Here is a 14,754-nt window from a genome sequence, read left to right as displayed (position 1 = left end):
TATTACTTGGCGGCGTCGGCTTTCTGGTCTGCGTGTGCCTCGGCCTTGTCGGCTGCGGCTTCCGCCTTGGCTTTGGCGGCTTTCTTGTGTGCTTTGGCTTTGGTCTTGGCGGCGTCGGCCTTGGCGACGGCAACGTCCGCATTCGCTTCGGCGGCTTTCTTCTCAAGCTTCGCGTCGGCTTTCACGTTGGCCTTTTCTTCCTTGGCTTCGGCCTTGGCGGCTTTCTTGTCGGCCTTGACCTCGGCTTTCGTGGCGGCCGGCGTCGTCGTCGTGGCCGGGGTGGCGGTCGTCTGGGCGTACACCGAGGTGGCGAACAGGCCTGCGATCAGGGTAGCGACGATTTTGTTCATGGCGGTGTTTCCTTCAGGTGTCGTTAAGGGGTGCTACTGGGCCAGAAACGCGGCCATGCGACGCGTGGTTGACGATGCTTTACATCCCGTTACAAGTGTACGTACGGAAATTCCTTTGCCCCTTCGACGTTTGACACTGGAAATTATTCCAACGATACTTTGGCGGCACTATCCGTGCCCCCCAATAACTCGACGCCCAAGAGACCGCTCGTGAGACTACAAACTTCCCTCCGTACCACCCTGACCGCCATCGCGCTCGCCACCGCGGCGCTGGCCGCCCAGGCCGCAGACGCTGTCCACATCGATCCAAAAAACCTGTCGCAGGACGTGAAAGTCCTGTCGTCGGACGAGTTCGAAGGCCGCGGCCCGAACACGGCCGGCGAGACGAAGACCGTCAACTACATCATCGAACAGTTCAAGCAGGCCGGCCTGCAGCCGGGCGGCGACCTCGTCGACGGCAAGCGCGGCTGGACGCAGGACGTCCCGCTGGGCCGCTTCGAGATCAGCGGCCCGGTCGACGTGTCCGTGACGGCCGGCGGCACGACGAAGGCCTTTACGCAGGGTAACGAAGTCGCCATGCGCGCCGCGATGACGGGCGCGAAGAGCGTCGAGTTCAAGAATGCGCCGCTCGTCTTCGTCGGCTATGGCGTGACGGCCCCGGAACGCAAGTGGGACGACTTCAAGGGCCAGGACCTGAAGGGCAAGCTGGCCGTCGTGCTGATCAACGACCCGGACTTCGAGACGGGCAAGGGCGACTTCGGCGGCAAGGCCATGACGTATTACGGCCGCTGGACCTATAAATTCGAGGAACTGGCACGCCGCGGCGCGCTGGGCACGCTGATCGTGCACGAGACCGCGCCGGCGTCGTACGGCTGGGCCACGGTGAAGAATTCGAACACGAACGTCCAGTACGACATCGTGCGCAAGAACCCGCTGGAAGCGCACGCGCCGGTGGAAGCGTGGATCCAGCGCGACGTCGCCGCCGACCTGTTCAAGCGCGCCGGCCTGGACTTCGACAAGCTGAAAAAGCAGGCGCAGGCCCGCACCTTCAAGCCGGTCGAGCTGAAGGGCGTGACGATGTCCGCCCACTACGCCGTCGACGCCAAGGTCATCACGTCGAAGAACGTGCTGGCCGTGCGTCCGGGCAGCGAGCATCCGGACCAGGTCGTGATCTACAGCGGCCACTGGGACCACCTGGGCGTCGGCCTGCCGGACGCGAAGGGCGACAAGATCTACAACGGCGCCGTCGACAACGCCACCGGCATCGCCGCGCTGCTGGAACTGGGCCGCGCCTACGCCAAGGCGCCGGCGCCGAAACGCAGCGTCGTCTTCCTGGCCGTGACGGCGGAAGAGAAGGGCCTGCTGGGTTCGGAATACTATGCGAACAATCCGGTCTACCCGCTGGGCAAGACGGCCGGCGTGATCAATATGGACGCGCTGAGCCCGTATGGCCCGTCGCGCGACTTCACGATCTCCGGCAGCGCCAGGCTCGACCTGCTCGACCAGCTGGTTGCGAAGGCCAAGGCGAGCGGCATCCGCTACTCGGCCGATCCGAAACCGGAAGCGGGTCACTTCTTCCGCTCCGACCACTTCCCGTTTGCCAAGCACGGCGTCCCGGCGATCTCGTTCGGTTCGGGCGAGGACTGGGAGCAGGGCGGCGTCGCCGCGGGCAAGGCGGCCGAGGAGAAATACGTGTCCGTCGCGTACCACCAGCCGGCCGACGAGTGGAGCGCAGCGTGGCCGTTCACGGGCATGGCGCGCGACCTCGGCGTGCTGTACTCGGTGGGCCGCGACCTGGCAGATTCGGCGGCATGGCCGAACTGGTCCAAGGACTCGGAATTCCGCGCGGCACGCGATCAGAGCGCGGCAGAGCGCAAATAACGCGGTAGGGTGGACGGCTCGCCGTCCACGCGTTCAACGGCCGCCGGAACGTGAGTTAGCCAGCGAACAGTCGCGTCTGCAACTATTGCCTACACTAAGGCACACACTGCAGAGGTGATGCCATGCCCGACCCGTTAAAGCTGTACAAGGCCAAGCGCGACTTCAATATCACGGCCGAGCCCAAGGAGGGTGGGGAGGCCAGCACAGGTCTTCTCACCTTCGTGATCCAGAAGCACTGGGCCTCGCGCCTGCATTACGATTTCCGTCTGGAACTGGACGGCGTCATGAAGAGCTGGGCCGTACCGAAAGGCCCCAGCTACGACACCCACGACCGCCGCATGGCCGTGCACGTGGAAGACCACCCCATCTCGTATTCCGACTTCGAAGGCACCATCGCGCCGCACCAGTACGGCGCGGGCAAGGTCATCATCTGGGACAAGGGGACGTGGGAACCCGTCGGCGATCCGCGCCAGGGTTTTAAAAAGGGCGAGATCAAGTTCGAGATGCACGGCCACAAGATGCACGGCCGCTGGGTCCTCGTGCGCCTGCGCGGCCACGAGGACGACAAGCAGGAACCCTGGCTGCTCATCAAGGAAAACGACGAGTACGCGAAGCCGGCCGCCGAATTTTCCGTCGTCGACGAATTCCCCGACAGCGTCAAGGACTTGCCGATGCCCGGGCACGGCGCCGAGGTGAAGGTGGAAAAACTGGAGGCTGCGAAACCGGCGCGCAAGGCCGCGGCAAAACCGAAGCGCGGCGGAATGCCCGACGGCGCCGTCAAGGCCGACCTGCCGGAGACGCTGACGCCGGAACTGGCGACCCTCGTCGACGGTCCGCCGGCCGATCCGGAAAACTACATCTACGAGATCAAGTTCGACGGCTACCGCATGGTCACGCGCGTGCAGGGCAAGGACATCCGCCTCATCACGCGCAACGGCAACGACTGGACCGACAAGCTGAAACCGCTGCAGCAGGAAATCCGCCGCATGAAGTTGCCGGACGGCTGGTACGACGGCGAGATCGTCGTCCACGACGAGAACGGCAAGCCGAACTTCAACCTGCTGCAGCTGGCGTTCGACGGTTCCAACAGCGCGCAGATCGTCTACTTCGTGTTCGACGCCCCGTACTTCAAGGGCTACGACCTGCGCGACGTGCGCCTCGACGAGCGCCGTCCGATATTGCAGGAGGCGCTGGCGGCGCGGCCGTCGGACACGGTGCGCTTTTCCGCCGAATTCGGGACGGACCCGGCGCAGCTCGTCGTGGCCGCGTGCCAGATCGGGCTGGAAGGCGTGATCGGCAAGCGCAAGGATTCGCGCTACGTCACGCGCCGCTCGCCCGAATGGATCAAGCTGAAATGCGGCCAGCGCCAGGAATTCGTCATCGGCGGCTACACCGATCCGCACGGTGCCCGTACGGGCATCGGCTCGCTGCTGCTCGGCTACTACGACAAGGACGGCGTGCTGCGCTATGCGGGCAACTGCGGCAGCGGGTTCAACGGCGCGTCGCTGCGCCACATGCGCGAGGTGCTGGAGGCGATCGAGACGGATAAAAACCCGTTCCCGCCGCGCGCCGTGCCGGGACGGACGAACCACTGGGTGAAGCCGGAGCTCGTCGCCGAAGTCAGCTTCTCGGAATGGACGGCCACCGACTCCATCCGCCACCCCGTATTCCAGGGCCTGCGCAAGGACAAGCCGGCGAAGAGCGTCGTGCGCGAGCTGCCCAAGCACATGCAGGAGGCCCCCGTGGAGAATGCGAAACCCGCCCGTAAACGGACAGCGAAGAAGGCGGAGCCGGAGAGCGGCTTGCCGGGCAACCTGCCCGCGACGTTCAAGGTCACGCACGGCGACCGCGTGATGGATGCGGAGAGCGGCGTCACGAAGGTCGAGATGGTGCGCTACTACGCCCTCGTCGGCGAACTGATGATGGAACACCTGAAGGGCCGCCCCGTCTCGCTCGTGCGTGCGCCCGATGGCGTGGGCAAGGAGCTGTTCTTCCAGAAGCACGTCGTCGACACCGCGAAGATGCCCGGCGTCGCGCAGATGGACCAGGCGCTCGACCCGGACCACCCGCGCATGACGGAGATCGCGACGATCGAAGGCCTGCTGTCCAGCGCGCAGTGGAACGTCGTCGAGATCCATAGCCAGAACGCGACGGCCAGGCATTACGACACGCCCGACCGCATGGTGTTCGACCTCGACCCGGGCGAGGGCGTCGAGTGGTCCGACATACAGGAAGCGGCCCAGCTGATGCGCGCCTTCCTGCAGGAGCTGGGCCTGAACCCGTTCCTCAAGACGAGCGGCGGCAAGGGGCTGCACGTGGTCGTGCCGCTGAAGCCCAAGCTCGACTGGGACACGGTGAAGGATTTCTCGCGCGCGATCGTGACCCACCTCGCGAAGACGATCCCCGAGCGCTTCTCCGCCAAGAGCGGCGCGAAGAACCGCGTCGGGCTGATCTTCATCGACTACCTGCGCAACGGCCGCGGCGCGACGACGGTGGCCGCGTGGTCGGCGCGTGCGCGTCCCGGCCTGGGCATCTCCGTGCCCGTGCGCTGGGAAGAGCTGCCGAAGCTGAAGTCGGGCAGCCACTGGAGCGTCAAAACCGTGCACACGCGGCTGGACGAGGGCAATGCGCCGTGGGCGGACTACGACAAGAGCGCGGTCACGCTCACCAAGGCGATGAAGGCGCTGGGGTTCAAGGCGGAGAAGAAGGCGTAGCGTTCAGGTCGCGCGCCGTTCGGCGCCGGCCTGCTCGTCCTTGGGATCGCCGCGCTCGTTGCGGAAGATCGCGCGGATGTTCATCAGGGCGAGGCCGACCTGCAGCGCGATCAGCGCCCAGGCCTCGTCGTGCACGCCCCACACGATCCACAGCACGTTACTCAGGATGAAGGTCCAGAACCCGATCACGCGCTTCTTCGCATGACGGGCGCCAACGAGGAAGGCGGCCACCAGCGTGACCGCCATCGCGGGCCATTGCAGCAGGTCCAGCAGCGTATCGACATCCACTCAGGCTGCCTTCCTGCGCCGGGCGGGCGCCGCTTTTGCTGCAGGTTTCGCCGCGGCCTTGGCGGCGGTCTTCTTTGCTGCCGTCTTTGTCGCAGTTTTCGTCGCGGTCGACTTGGCCGCCGTCGTGCGCTTTGCGCTCGCATGCGTGGCCGCATGCGCGGGCGCCTTGCGCGCGCGTGGCGGCGGCGTGTCGTCGGTATCCTCGTCGTCCTTGGCCGGTTTCCTCGACTTGCGCGGCGGCGGTTCGTCATCGTCGTCATCGTCCGCCGCGGCCGCTTTGGCCGGCTTCTTGCCCAGGCTGGCCTGCAGCAGCGAGACGAGGTCGATGACGTTCGACTTGGCCGGTTTCTCTTCCTCCGGCTCCGGTTCGGTGAGCGTCTTGGTCTGGTTGGCGGCGATCTTCTTCTTGATCAGCGCCATCACGTCCTCGCGGTACGTGTCGTGGTACTGCTGCGGCTTCCACTTCTCGCTCATGCCTTCCACGAGCGCCTTCGCCATCTGCAGTTCCTTTTCCGTCACCTGCGCGGCCTTCGAGTCGGCCGCCGGGATCTTGAGTTCGTCGGTGGGGCGGATCTCGTCCGGGTAGCGCAAGGTGTTCAGCACGATGGTGTCGCCCACGCAGACGAGGGCGGCCAGGTGCTGCTTGACGCGGATGACGACGTTCGCGATACCGATCTTGCCGACGTCGCGCAGCGTCTCGCGCAGCAGCGCATAGACCTTGTCGCCGCCCTTGCCGGGCGCGAGGTAATAGGGCTGTTCGTAGTAGATCAGCGGGACCTGCTCGGCGTTGACGAACGCGATGATGTCGATCGTCTGCGTCGCTTCCGGGTTGGCGCGGCGCAGGTCTTCGTCGGACAGCACGACGTATTCGCCGTCGCTGTATTCATAGCCCTTGACGATGTCGTCCCAGGAGACTTCCTTGCCGGTCGCCTTGTTATAGCGCTTGAAGCCGATCGGCGCGAAGTCGCGCCGGTCGAGCATCGACAGGTCGAGCCCCTGGTCGCTCGCCGCCGGATACATCTCGACCGGGATGTGCACCAGCCCGAAGCTGATGGCCCCCTTCCACATGCTGCGCGCCATAAGAGCTCTCCTTGAAGGTTATTCGCCGACCGATCCCGTGATCGGCAGCACGACGCCGGTGACGTAGCCGGAACACACGTTCGACGCGAGATAGACGTACGCCGGGGACAGCTCTTCCGGCTGCGCGGGGCGGCCGAACGTCGTGCTCTGGCCGAACTTGGTGATGTCTTCCGGCGACTGGTCGGCCGGGTTCAGCGGCGTCCACACGGGGCCCGGCGCGACGGCATTCACGCGGATGCCCTGGTCCAGCAGGTTCGCGGCGAGGGACATCGTGAATGCATGGATGGCGCCCTTGGTCGTCGAATAGTCGAGCAGTTTCTTCGACCCCTTCAGGCCCGTCACGGAACCCGTGTTGATGATGGCCGCGCCGCGCTTCATGTAGGGCAGGCACGCCTTCGCCATGTGGAAGTAGCCGTAGATGTTCGTGCGCATCGTCTCGTCGAAGCGGTCCTCCGTCAGGTCGAGCAGCGACTCGGCATGTTCCTGGAACGCGGCGTTGTTCACCAGGACGTCGAGGCGGCCCCACTTGGCAACGATCTGGTCGACGGCCTGCTGGCAGAATTCCATGTCCTTGACGTCGCCCGCGACCGTCACGCACTTCGTGCCCTCGGCCTCGATCAGGCGCTGCGTCTCGGCGGCGTCCTCGTGTTCGTTCAGGTACAGGATCGCCACGTCGGCACCTTCGCGCGCGAACAGGATCGCGACGGCGCGGCCGATGCCGGAATCGCCGCCGGTGACGATGGCGACCTGGCCCGCCAGCTTGCCGCTGCCCTTGTAGTGCTCGGCCATGAACTTCGGCTTCAGCTCCATCTGGGCTTCGATGCCCGGCTTGGCCAGGTGCTGGGCGGGGAAGTCGCCGCTGGGCTGCTGGATGCCGGTCTGCGCGGCGCCACCGCTGCCGCTGCCCTGGTCACCCTTCTGCATGCTGGCGTCAGCCTGGTCCTGGCGGTTCTGGATGGCTTTCTGCTTGTTCGCTGCGTCGTCCTGTGTTGCCATGGTGCTCTCCTTGTGCATGATTCCGCCAGTATTCCCGTCCAGAGACGGCGCTGACGGTGCGCTTCCACACATTGCGAGCATTTGCTAGGCGTTACAGGTGCTTTGTGGCAAACTTGTTAGCGTAACAAAGTATTCCAGAGGTGATTCATGCTAGAGCAGACCGCGATTTACCTGAGTCCGATGGCGCAACGGCGCGCCGAATTCGGGGACGCCTGCGCCTCCCTGTTCGCGCGCCTGCACCCGGCCGACAGCGCCGACGTCGCGGCGAGCCTGCTGGCGCGGGAGCAGCCGGACCTGCTCGTGATCGACCTCGACCGCTTCGAACCGAGCATCGACCTCGAGGCGCTGGCCGACCTCGTCGCCCGCCGCGCGGGCGCGCCGGTGCTGCTGCTGTGTCCCTTCGCCAATGCCGCCTGGCTGCCCGCGCTGATGGCGCACGGCCCCGTGCACTATGCCGTCACGCCGCTCGACGCGGCCGCGTTGCGCGCCGCGGTGCAGGCTTGCCTCGCGCAGCCGGAGGCGCCGTCGAGCGACACGGCGGGCCTGCGCGCGTTGCTGGACCTGCGTGCCCGAGTCCAGGCCGCACTGGACGAGGCCGAGGATGCGCATACCCTGTCGGAAGCCTTGTGCGCCGCCCTGTGCGCCTGGCCCGGCGTACGGCATGCAGCGGTGCTCCTGCTCAAGTACGGCAACGACCTGCAGCTGGAAGCGCAACAAGGGCCGGAAGGCCTGCTGCTCGGCGCACTGCTGCAGCGCACGGACCGGCTGCTGCAGGCCCCGCTGCGCCACGCATTCCCCGGCCTGCTGGCCGCGGCAGGCGGCACGGCCGCGCTGATCGAGGTCCCGGAACAATCGGGCGAACCGGCGCTGGCCGAGGGCTTGCGCGCGCACGGCGTCGCGATGGCGCTGGGCCTGCCGATTCCCGCCGACGGTCCCGGCACGCCGCGCGGCGCGCTGTCGCTGCTGTTCGGCGCCGCGCGCGCACTCACGCCGGACGAGTGGGCGACGTTGCAGGACGTGACGCGCCTCGCCGCCTTCGGCCTGCGCCTCGTCGCCATCGGCCAGGAAAACGAACACCTGATGGCGCGCCTGACGTACATCGCGACGACCGACGCGCTGACCGGCGTGGCGAACCGCCGCCACGGCGAGGAATTGCTGGAAAAAGAGATCAAGCGCGCCCGCCGCTACCGCGTCCCGCTCGCGCTGCTGTCGTTCGACATCGACCGTTTCAAGGCGGTCAACGACACGTACGGCTATCCGGTCGGCGACGTGGCGCTCCGTACCGTGGCCGACACGGCGCGCGCCGTGCTGCGCGCCAGCGACATCCTCGTGCGCTCGGGCGGCGAGGAATTCCACATCATCGCGCCGCACACAAGTGCCGTCGACGGCCTCAGGATGGCGGAAAAGGTGCGCGTGGCGATCGAGCAGGCCGAGATCCCCGGCTGCGACCACGTGACGGTGAGCCTCGGCGTGGCCCAGCTGGGCGAGCAGGAAAGCGGCGATTCGCTGACGCAGCGCACCGACGCCGCCCTCGCGCGCGCCAAGCGGGCGGGCCGCAACTGCGTCGAACTGGCGATGCAGTGAGCGGCAAAGTGTCGACGAACCCGCGCCTGCTCGGCTGGCTGCGGGCGTACCGCCGCGACGATCTCGCGGGCGACGTGGGCGCCGGCATCGTCGTCGCCATGATGATGATCCCGCAGGGCATGGCGTACGCGCTCGTCGCCGGCCTGCCGCCCGTCGCGGGCCTGTACGCCAGCATCGTCCCGCCGCTGCTGTACGCCGTGTTCGGCACGAGTTCCTCCCAATCCGTCGGGCCGATGGCGATCATCTCGCTGATGACCGCGTCGGCGCTGGCGCCCCTCGCATCGCCCGGCAGCGCGCTGTACGGCATGCTCGCGGCGCAGCTGGCGCTGGTGTCGGGCGTCGTGCTGCTCGCGTGCGGCCTGCTGCGCGTGGGCTACCTCGCCAACTTCTTCTCGCGCCCCGTGATGAGCGGTTTCACGCTGGGCTCCGCCGTGGTCATCGCGCTTGGCCAGATGCGGACCCTGCTGGGCGGATCGCTGCCGCATGTGCACGTCCCCAGCGCCGCGCTGGGCGTCGGGAGCGTCGCGCTGCTGCTGTTCGCGCGGCGCTGGCTGTCGCCGCTGCTGCAGCGGTTCGGCATGCCGTGCGGCGCGGCCGACGTCGCGGCGCGTCTCGCGCCGATGGTGCTCGTCCTGGGCGGCATCGCGCTCGTCGCCGGGCTGCACCTCGACCGCATGGGTGTGCAGGTGATCGGCACGGTGCCGGCCGGCTTGCCGGGCCTGACCCTCGCGACGTCCGGCGAGCACTGGCAGGCGCTGCTCAAGCCATCGCTGCTGATCGGCTTCATGAGCTTCCTGATCGCGATGTCGGGCGCGCAGACGCTGGCGCTGAAGCGCGCGGAAAAGCTGCACACGAACCGCGAACTCGTGGGGCTCGGCCTGGCCAACGTCGGCAGCGCGCTGACCGGCGGCTTTCCGGTGACGGGCAGCCTGTCGCGCTCCGCCGTGAATTTCGCGGCCGGCGCGCGCACCCAGCTGGCCGGCGTGATCTCGGCGGGGCTGCTCGCAGGCGCGCTCGTGCTGCCCACGGGCTGGCTCGCGCTGTTGCCGCTGCCGGTGCTGGCCGCCACGATCATCGTCGCCGTGCTCGGCCTGCTGGACTGGTCGACCCTGCGCACCGCGTGGGACTACGACCGCGCGGACGCGCTCGCGCTGCTGGCCACAAGCGGCGGCGTGCTGCTGCTCGGGGTGGAGGCGGGCGTCGTGCTGGGGCTGCTGCTGTCGCTGGGGACGATGATCTGGCGCGAGAGCCGGCCCCACATCGCGGTGCTGGGCCGGATTCCGCACACGGAGCACTTCCGCAATATCGACCGTTATTCGGCCGAGACGGACCCGAACGTCCTGCTGCTGCGCGTGGATGCCGGCCTGTTCTTCGGGAATATCGAAGCGGTCAGCGAGCGCATCGAGGAAGAACTGGCCGCGCACCGCGAGGCGCGCCATCTCGTGCTGGTGCTGTCGGCCGTGAACGCCATCGACAGTTCGGCGCTGTTCGGGTTGCTCGAATTGAATCGCGGCCTGGCGCGGCGCGACATCCGCCTGCACCTGGCCGAGGTCAAGGGACCGGTGCTGGACCGCCTGCGTGCGTCGACTTTGTTGAGTGAGCTCAGCGGCCGTCTCTTTTTAAGTACAGCAAATGCCTGGGATGCCCTCGCACGGCACGGTACGTGATTGCAAGCAAATCCCAGCTGTGGCAGGATGGAACCACGGTTTTAAAGTAAAGGTGGATATCATGCCGCGCCCAAGTACTATCGTTATTCTGTTGTCAACCGTCGCCTTGCTCGCCCTCGGCTTCGCCGCCGCCGTCCCGGCCGGCATTGCCCTGGCACTGACGTTCGAACTGGCCGCCTACAAGCGCGCCGCCGACCGCGAACGCGCCCTGCGTCCGGTCCGCATCGCCCGCCCGCTGCGCCGCCGCCGCTGATTCTTCGCGGTCCTGGTTCCCCCGCTTGACCGGCGTTCGTCGCCGGTCGGGCTCGCGGACACGCTACGTTTTCCTCTCTCTTTGGTCGCCACGCGCGGCCGTCTGCCGGCTGCGCCTCCGTCGTTGCCGAAATCATATTAATCACCTGATTTCCCTGTGCACTTCCATCGTGCCGGCCGTGTCTTGACGCCTGCACCATTCCGGTGCGCGGGTCCCGCGCTGGTGCGCCGCGGTCCCCGTTCCGGCTTCCCGGGACTGGCACGCATCGTGCTAACTCATCGGGTATGCCCGATTGCACCTTCACCGACCCGATTCCCGCCTCCTGGCTCGCGACCCTGCGCCTCGGCTTTGCGCGCGACGGCGGCTGCACGCGGCTCGTACGGCGCGAGCACCGCGGGCCGCTGCGCGTGCAAAAGGCGCTGTACCCGGAAGGCCCCGCGACCTGCCACGTGATCGTCGTGCATCCGCCCGGCGGCATCGTCGGCGGCGACCGGCTCGACATCGCACTCGACGTGCCGGCCGGCTGCCACGTGCTGGCCACGTCGCCCGGCGCCGCGAAGTGGTACCGCGCCAACGGCCGCACGTCGCGCCAGGACGTGCACCTGACTGCCGGCCCGGGCGCCGCGATCGAATGGCTGCCGCAGGAAACCATCATCTACGACGACGCCGACGTGATGCTCGCGCACGAGGTCGACCTGGCCCCGGGCGCCGTCTACATCGGCAGCGAAGTGCTGTGCTTCGGCCGCCATGCGTCCGGCGAACGTTTTACGCGCGGGCGCGTGGGACAGCGCACGCGCATCCGCATCGACGGGCGGCCCGTGTGGTGGGAGCAGGGCGCTGCGACGCCGGCGCTGCTCGCGAGCCCGCTGGGCATGCATGGCCACAGCGTGTGCGCGACGCTCGTCGCGGTCGGCAAGCCCATCCCGGCGGGCCTGCAACGGGCGGTGCGGGACGTCGATCCCGGCCTCGCCGTCAGCCAGGTGAAGCACGTGTTCGTGGCGCGCTTCCTCGGCGACGACAGCGAACGGGCGCGCGCGGCATTGACGGGCGCATGGGCCGTGCTGCGGCCGCATCTGCTGGACCGGCCGGCCGCGCCGCCGCGCATCTGGAATACATAGAGAACACAAACGGGAAGCCATGGACCTGACCCCTCGCGAAAAAGACAAGCTGCTGATCTTCACGGCCGCACTGCTGGCCGAACGCCGCCGCGCACGCGGCCTGAAGCTGAACTATCCGGAGGCCGTCGCGCTGATCACCGCCGCCATCATGGAAGGCGCGCGCGACGGCCGCAGCGTGGCCGAGCTGATGAGCGAGGGCACGACGGTGCTGGCGCGCGCCGACGTGATGGACGGGGTGCCGGAAATGATCCCGGAAATCCAGGTCGAAGCCACTTTCCCCGACGGCAGCAAGCTCGTCACTGTCCACCACCCGATTCCGTGAGCCCACAATGAAGATTCTCCTGCTCGATGCCCAGGCGTGCGACGTGATGCGCGTCCAGCTGGCCGACCTGTTGCTCGACACCGTCGGCCTGGGCGGACGCCAGGCCCAGGACTACTGGCAGGACGTGCGCGCGGCCGTCGCCGCCGGCACGCGCAGGCTGCTGGCCGCGTCGCACGACGGCACCGTGATCGGCACCGTGCAGCTGGACCTGTGCCAGCGTCTCGACGGCCGCCGCCGCGCCGACGTGCAGGCGCTGATGGTGCACAGCCGCGCGCGCCGGCGCGGGATCGGCGGCGTACTGCTGCGCGCCGCCGAAGCGGAAGCGCGCGCGCTCGGACGCGACGCGCTGCGCCTCGCCGCGGAGCCCGGATCCGGCGCGGAAGCGCTGATCCACGATCTCGGCTACGAGCGCGTGGACGCCCCGGCGGGCTCGCACGTGGCCTACGCGAAAACCCTGCTGATGCCGGAGGCCGCATGATCCCGGGCGAATACTTCCTCGAGGATGGCGACATCCCGATCAACACCGGCCGCCGCACGGTGACGCTCGTCGTCGCGAACGCGGGCGACCGTCCCGTGCAGGTGGGCTCGCACTACCACTTCTACGAAGCGAACGATGCGCTGCAGTTCGACCGTGCGCTTGCCCGCGGCATGCGCCTGAACATCGCGGCCGGCACCGCCGTGCGCTTCGAACCGGGCCAGCGGCGCACCGTCGAACTGGTCGATCTCGCCGGCGCGCGTATCGTGCACGGCTTCCAGGGCCGCGTGGACGGCCCGCTCGAAGGAGACGACTGAATGGCCACGATCAGCCGGCAGGCCTATGCCGACATGTACGGACCGACGACGGGCGACCGCATCCGCCTCGCGGACACGGAACTCGTCATCGAGATCGAGAAGGACTACGCCATCTACGGCGAGGAAGTGAAGTTCGGCGGCGGCAAGGTGATCCGCGACGGCATGGGCCAGTCGCAGCGCGTGCGGGCGGACGTGATGGACACCGTGATCACGAACGCCGTCATCGTCGACCACTGGGGCATCGTCAAGGCCGACATCGGCATCAAGGATGGCCTGATCGCCGCCATCGGCAAGGCCGGCAACCCCGACATCCAGCCCGGCGTGACGATGGCCATCGGCGGCGCGACGGAGATCATCGCGGGCGAAGGCATGATCGTGACGGCGGGCGGCATCGACACGCACATCCATTTCATTTGCCCGCAGCAGATCGACGAGGCCCTGATGTCCGGCATCACGACGATGCTGGGCGGCGGCACCGGCCCCGCCGTCGGCACCGCGGCGACGACGTGCACGCCCGGCGCGTGGCACATCCACTCGATGCTGATGGCGGCCGACGCGTTCCCGATGAACCTCGGCTTCTTCGGCAAGGGCAACGTGAGCCAGCCGCGGCCCCTGGAAGAACAGATCGAGGCGGGCGCCGTCGGCCTCAAGCTGCACGAGGACTGGGGCAGCACGCCGGCCGCGATCGACAGCTGCCTGTCCGTCGCCGAGCGCATGGACATCCAGGTCGCGCTCCACTCCGACACGCTGAACGAAGCGGGCTTCCTCGAATCCACGCTGGCCGCGTTCAAAGGCCGCACGATCCACACCTTCCACACGGAGGGCGCGGGCGGCGGGCACGCACCGGACATCATCGCGGCCGTCGGCCAGGACAACGTGCTGCCGTCGTCGACGAACCCCACGCGCCCGTACACGGTGAACACGCTGGACGAGCACCTCGACATGCTGATGGTCTGCCACCACCTCGACCCGGCCATCGCGGAAGACGTGGCGTTCGCCGAATCGCGCATCCGCCGCGAGACCATCGCCGCCGAAGACATCCTGCACGACCTGGGCGCCATCTCGATGATGTCGTCCGACTCGCAAGCGATGGGCCGCGTGGGCGAGACCATCACGCGCACGTGGCAGACGGCGCACAAGATGAAGGTGCAGCGCGGCCCGCTCGAGGGCGATTCGTCCCGCAGCGACAACGCGCGCGTAAAGCGCTACGTGGCCAAGTACACGATCAATCCGGCGATCGCACACGGCATCTCACACGCCGTCGGGTCGCTGGAACCGGGCAAGATCGCCGACATCGTACTGTGGCGGCCCGCGTTCTTCGGCGTGAAGCCGTCGATGATCCTGAAGGGCGGGATGATCGCGGCGAGCCTGATGGGCGACCCGAACGCATCGATCCCGACGCCGCAACCCGTGCACTACCGGCCGATGTTCGGGGCGTTCGGCGGGGGACTGCGCAAATCGTTCACGTTCGTGTCGCAAGCCGCGTTCGATGCGGGCATCGCGCGCCAGCTGGGGCTCGCCAAGACCGTGATACCGGTCCGCAATACGCGGGGCCTGCGCAAGCGCGACATGGTGCACAACGGCGCCACGCCGCACATGGAAGTGGATCCGGAAACGTACGAGGTGCGTGCGGACGGACGCCTGCTCGTGTGCGAGCCGGCGCAGGTGCTGCCGCTCGCCCAACGCTATTTTTTATTCTGACTCATCGG

Annotated in this window: 14 protein-coding genes; 10 read left to right on the top strand and 4 right to left on the bottom strand. The window is 67.7% G+C overall.

Going from position 1 to position 14,754, the window contains the following annotated elements; all coding sequences use genetic code 11:
* Positions 1–2: 2 nt before the first annotated feature.
* Entirely contained in the window at positions 3–350 is a 348-nt protein-coding gene (locus tag P0M04_RS28515) for a hypothetical protein (RefSeq protein ID WP_259450978.1), read from the bottom strand.
* Positions 351–560: 210 nt separating this feature from the next.
* Here P0M04_RS28515 and P0M04_RS28510 point away from each other — a divergent pair, with 210 nt between their 5' ends.
* Together P0M04_RS28510 and ligD are read left to right on the top strand one after the other, a co-directional pair.
* Positions 561–2,231 carry a M28 family metallopeptidase gene (locus P0M04_RS28510; RefSeq protein ID WP_259450979.1) on the top strand — a complete coding sequence of 557 codons (1,671 nt, stop codon included), beginning with the start codon at positions 561–563 and terminating at the stop codon, positions 2,229–2,231.
* 122 nt (positions 2,232–2,353) lie between these two features.
* The gene (gene ligD, locus P0M04_RS28505) at positions 2,354–4,945 is read left to right on the top strand and encodes a DNA ligase D (RefSeq protein WP_259450980.1); all 2,592 of its coding nucleotides are present in this window, start codon (positions 2,354–2,356) and stop codon (positions 4,943–4,945) included.
* Positions 4,946–4,948: 3 nt separating this feature from the next.
* Here the strand turns inward: ligD and P0M04_RS28500 are convergent, their stop codons facing one another.
* Genes P0M04_RS28500 through P0M04_RS28490 form a run of 3 tightly spaced genes read right to left on the bottom strand, consistent with a single transcriptional unit; the run spans position 4,949 to position 7,309 of the window.
* Positions 4,949–5,233, bottom strand: a complete 285-nt coding sequence (locus P0M04_RS28500; protein ID WP_307734313.1) for a hypothetical protein — start codon at positions 5,231–5,233, stop codon at positions 4,949–4,951.
* On the bottom strand, positions 5,234–6,313 hold the full coding sequence (gene ku, locus P0M04_RS28495) for a non-homologous end joining protein Ku (protein ID WP_259450981.1): 1,080 nt from the start codon (positions 6,311–6,313) through the stop codon (positions 5,234–5,236).
* A gap of 18 nt (positions 6,314–6,331) precedes the next feature.
* Entirely contained in the window at positions 6,332–7,309 is a 978-nt protein-coding gene (locus P0M04_RS28490; protein ID WP_259450982.1) for an SDR family oxidoreductase, read from the bottom strand.
* A gap of 147 nt (positions 7,310–7,456) precedes the next feature.
* Here P0M04_RS28490 and P0M04_RS28485 point away from each other — a divergent pair, with 147 nt between their 5' ends.
* The 8 genes from P0M04_RS28485 (at position 7,457) to ureC (ending at position 14,746) form a co-directional block, all read left to right on the top strand.
* Entirely contained in the window at positions 7,457–8,893 is a 1,437-nt protein-coding gene (locus tag P0M04_RS28485; RefSeq protein WP_259450983.1) for a GGDEF domain-containing protein, read from the top strand.
* Between the two features lie 26 nt (positions 8,894–8,919).
* Positions 8,920–10,560, top strand: a complete 1,641-nt coding sequence (locus P0M04_RS28480) for a SulP family inorganic anion transporter (RefSeq protein WP_259451220.1) — start codon at positions 8,920–8,922, stop codon at positions 10,558–10,560.
* Positions 10,561–10,651: 91 nt separating this feature from the next.
* Entirely contained in the window at positions 10,652–10,813 is a 162-nt protein-coding gene (locus P0M04_RS28475) for a hypothetical protein (protein WP_156133696.1), read from the top strand.
* Positions 10,814–11,097: 284 nt separating this feature from the next.
* Positions 11,098–11,931 carry an urease accessory protein UreD gene (locus P0M04_RS28470; protein WP_259450984.1) on the top strand — a complete coding sequence of 278 codons (834 nt, stop codon included), beginning with the start codon at positions 11,098–11,100 and terminating at the stop codon, positions 11,929–11,931.
* Positions 11,932–11,950: 19 nt separating this feature from the next.
* A complete protein-coding gene (locus tag P0M04_RS28465) occupies positions 11,951–12,253 on the top strand; it encodes an urease subunit gamma (RefSeq protein ID WP_259450985.1) in 303 nt (100 codons plus the stop codon).
* A gap of 7 nt (positions 12,254–12,260) precedes the next feature.
* Positions 12,261–12,731, top strand: coding sequence for a GNAT family N-acetyltransferase (locus P0M04_RS28460; RefSeq protein WP_259450986.1), 471 nt, complete (start codon positions 12,261–12,263; stop codon positions 12,729–12,731).
* Entirely contained in the window at positions 12,728–13,045 is a 318-nt protein-coding gene (locus P0M04_RS28455; RefSeq protein ID WP_259450987.1) for an urease subunit beta, read from the top strand. Before P0M04_RS28460 ends, P0M04_RS28455 begins: the two co-directional genes overlap by 4 nt.
* A complete protein-coding gene (gene ureC / locus P0M04_RS28450) occupies positions 13,046–14,746 on the top strand; it encodes an urease subunit alpha (RefSeq protein WP_259450988.1) in 1,701 nt (566 codons plus the stop codon).
* Positions 14,747–14,754: the final 8 nt, after the last annotated feature.

It is taken from the genome of Telluria mixta, assembly GCF_029223865.1.
Taxonomy (GTDB): domain Bacteria; phylum Pseudomonadota; class Gammaproteobacteria; order Burkholderiales; family Burkholderiaceae_D; genus Telluria; species Telluria mixta.
Note: the sequence above shows the minus strand (reverse complement) of the source record. Positions and strands in the feature narration are given on the sequence as shown.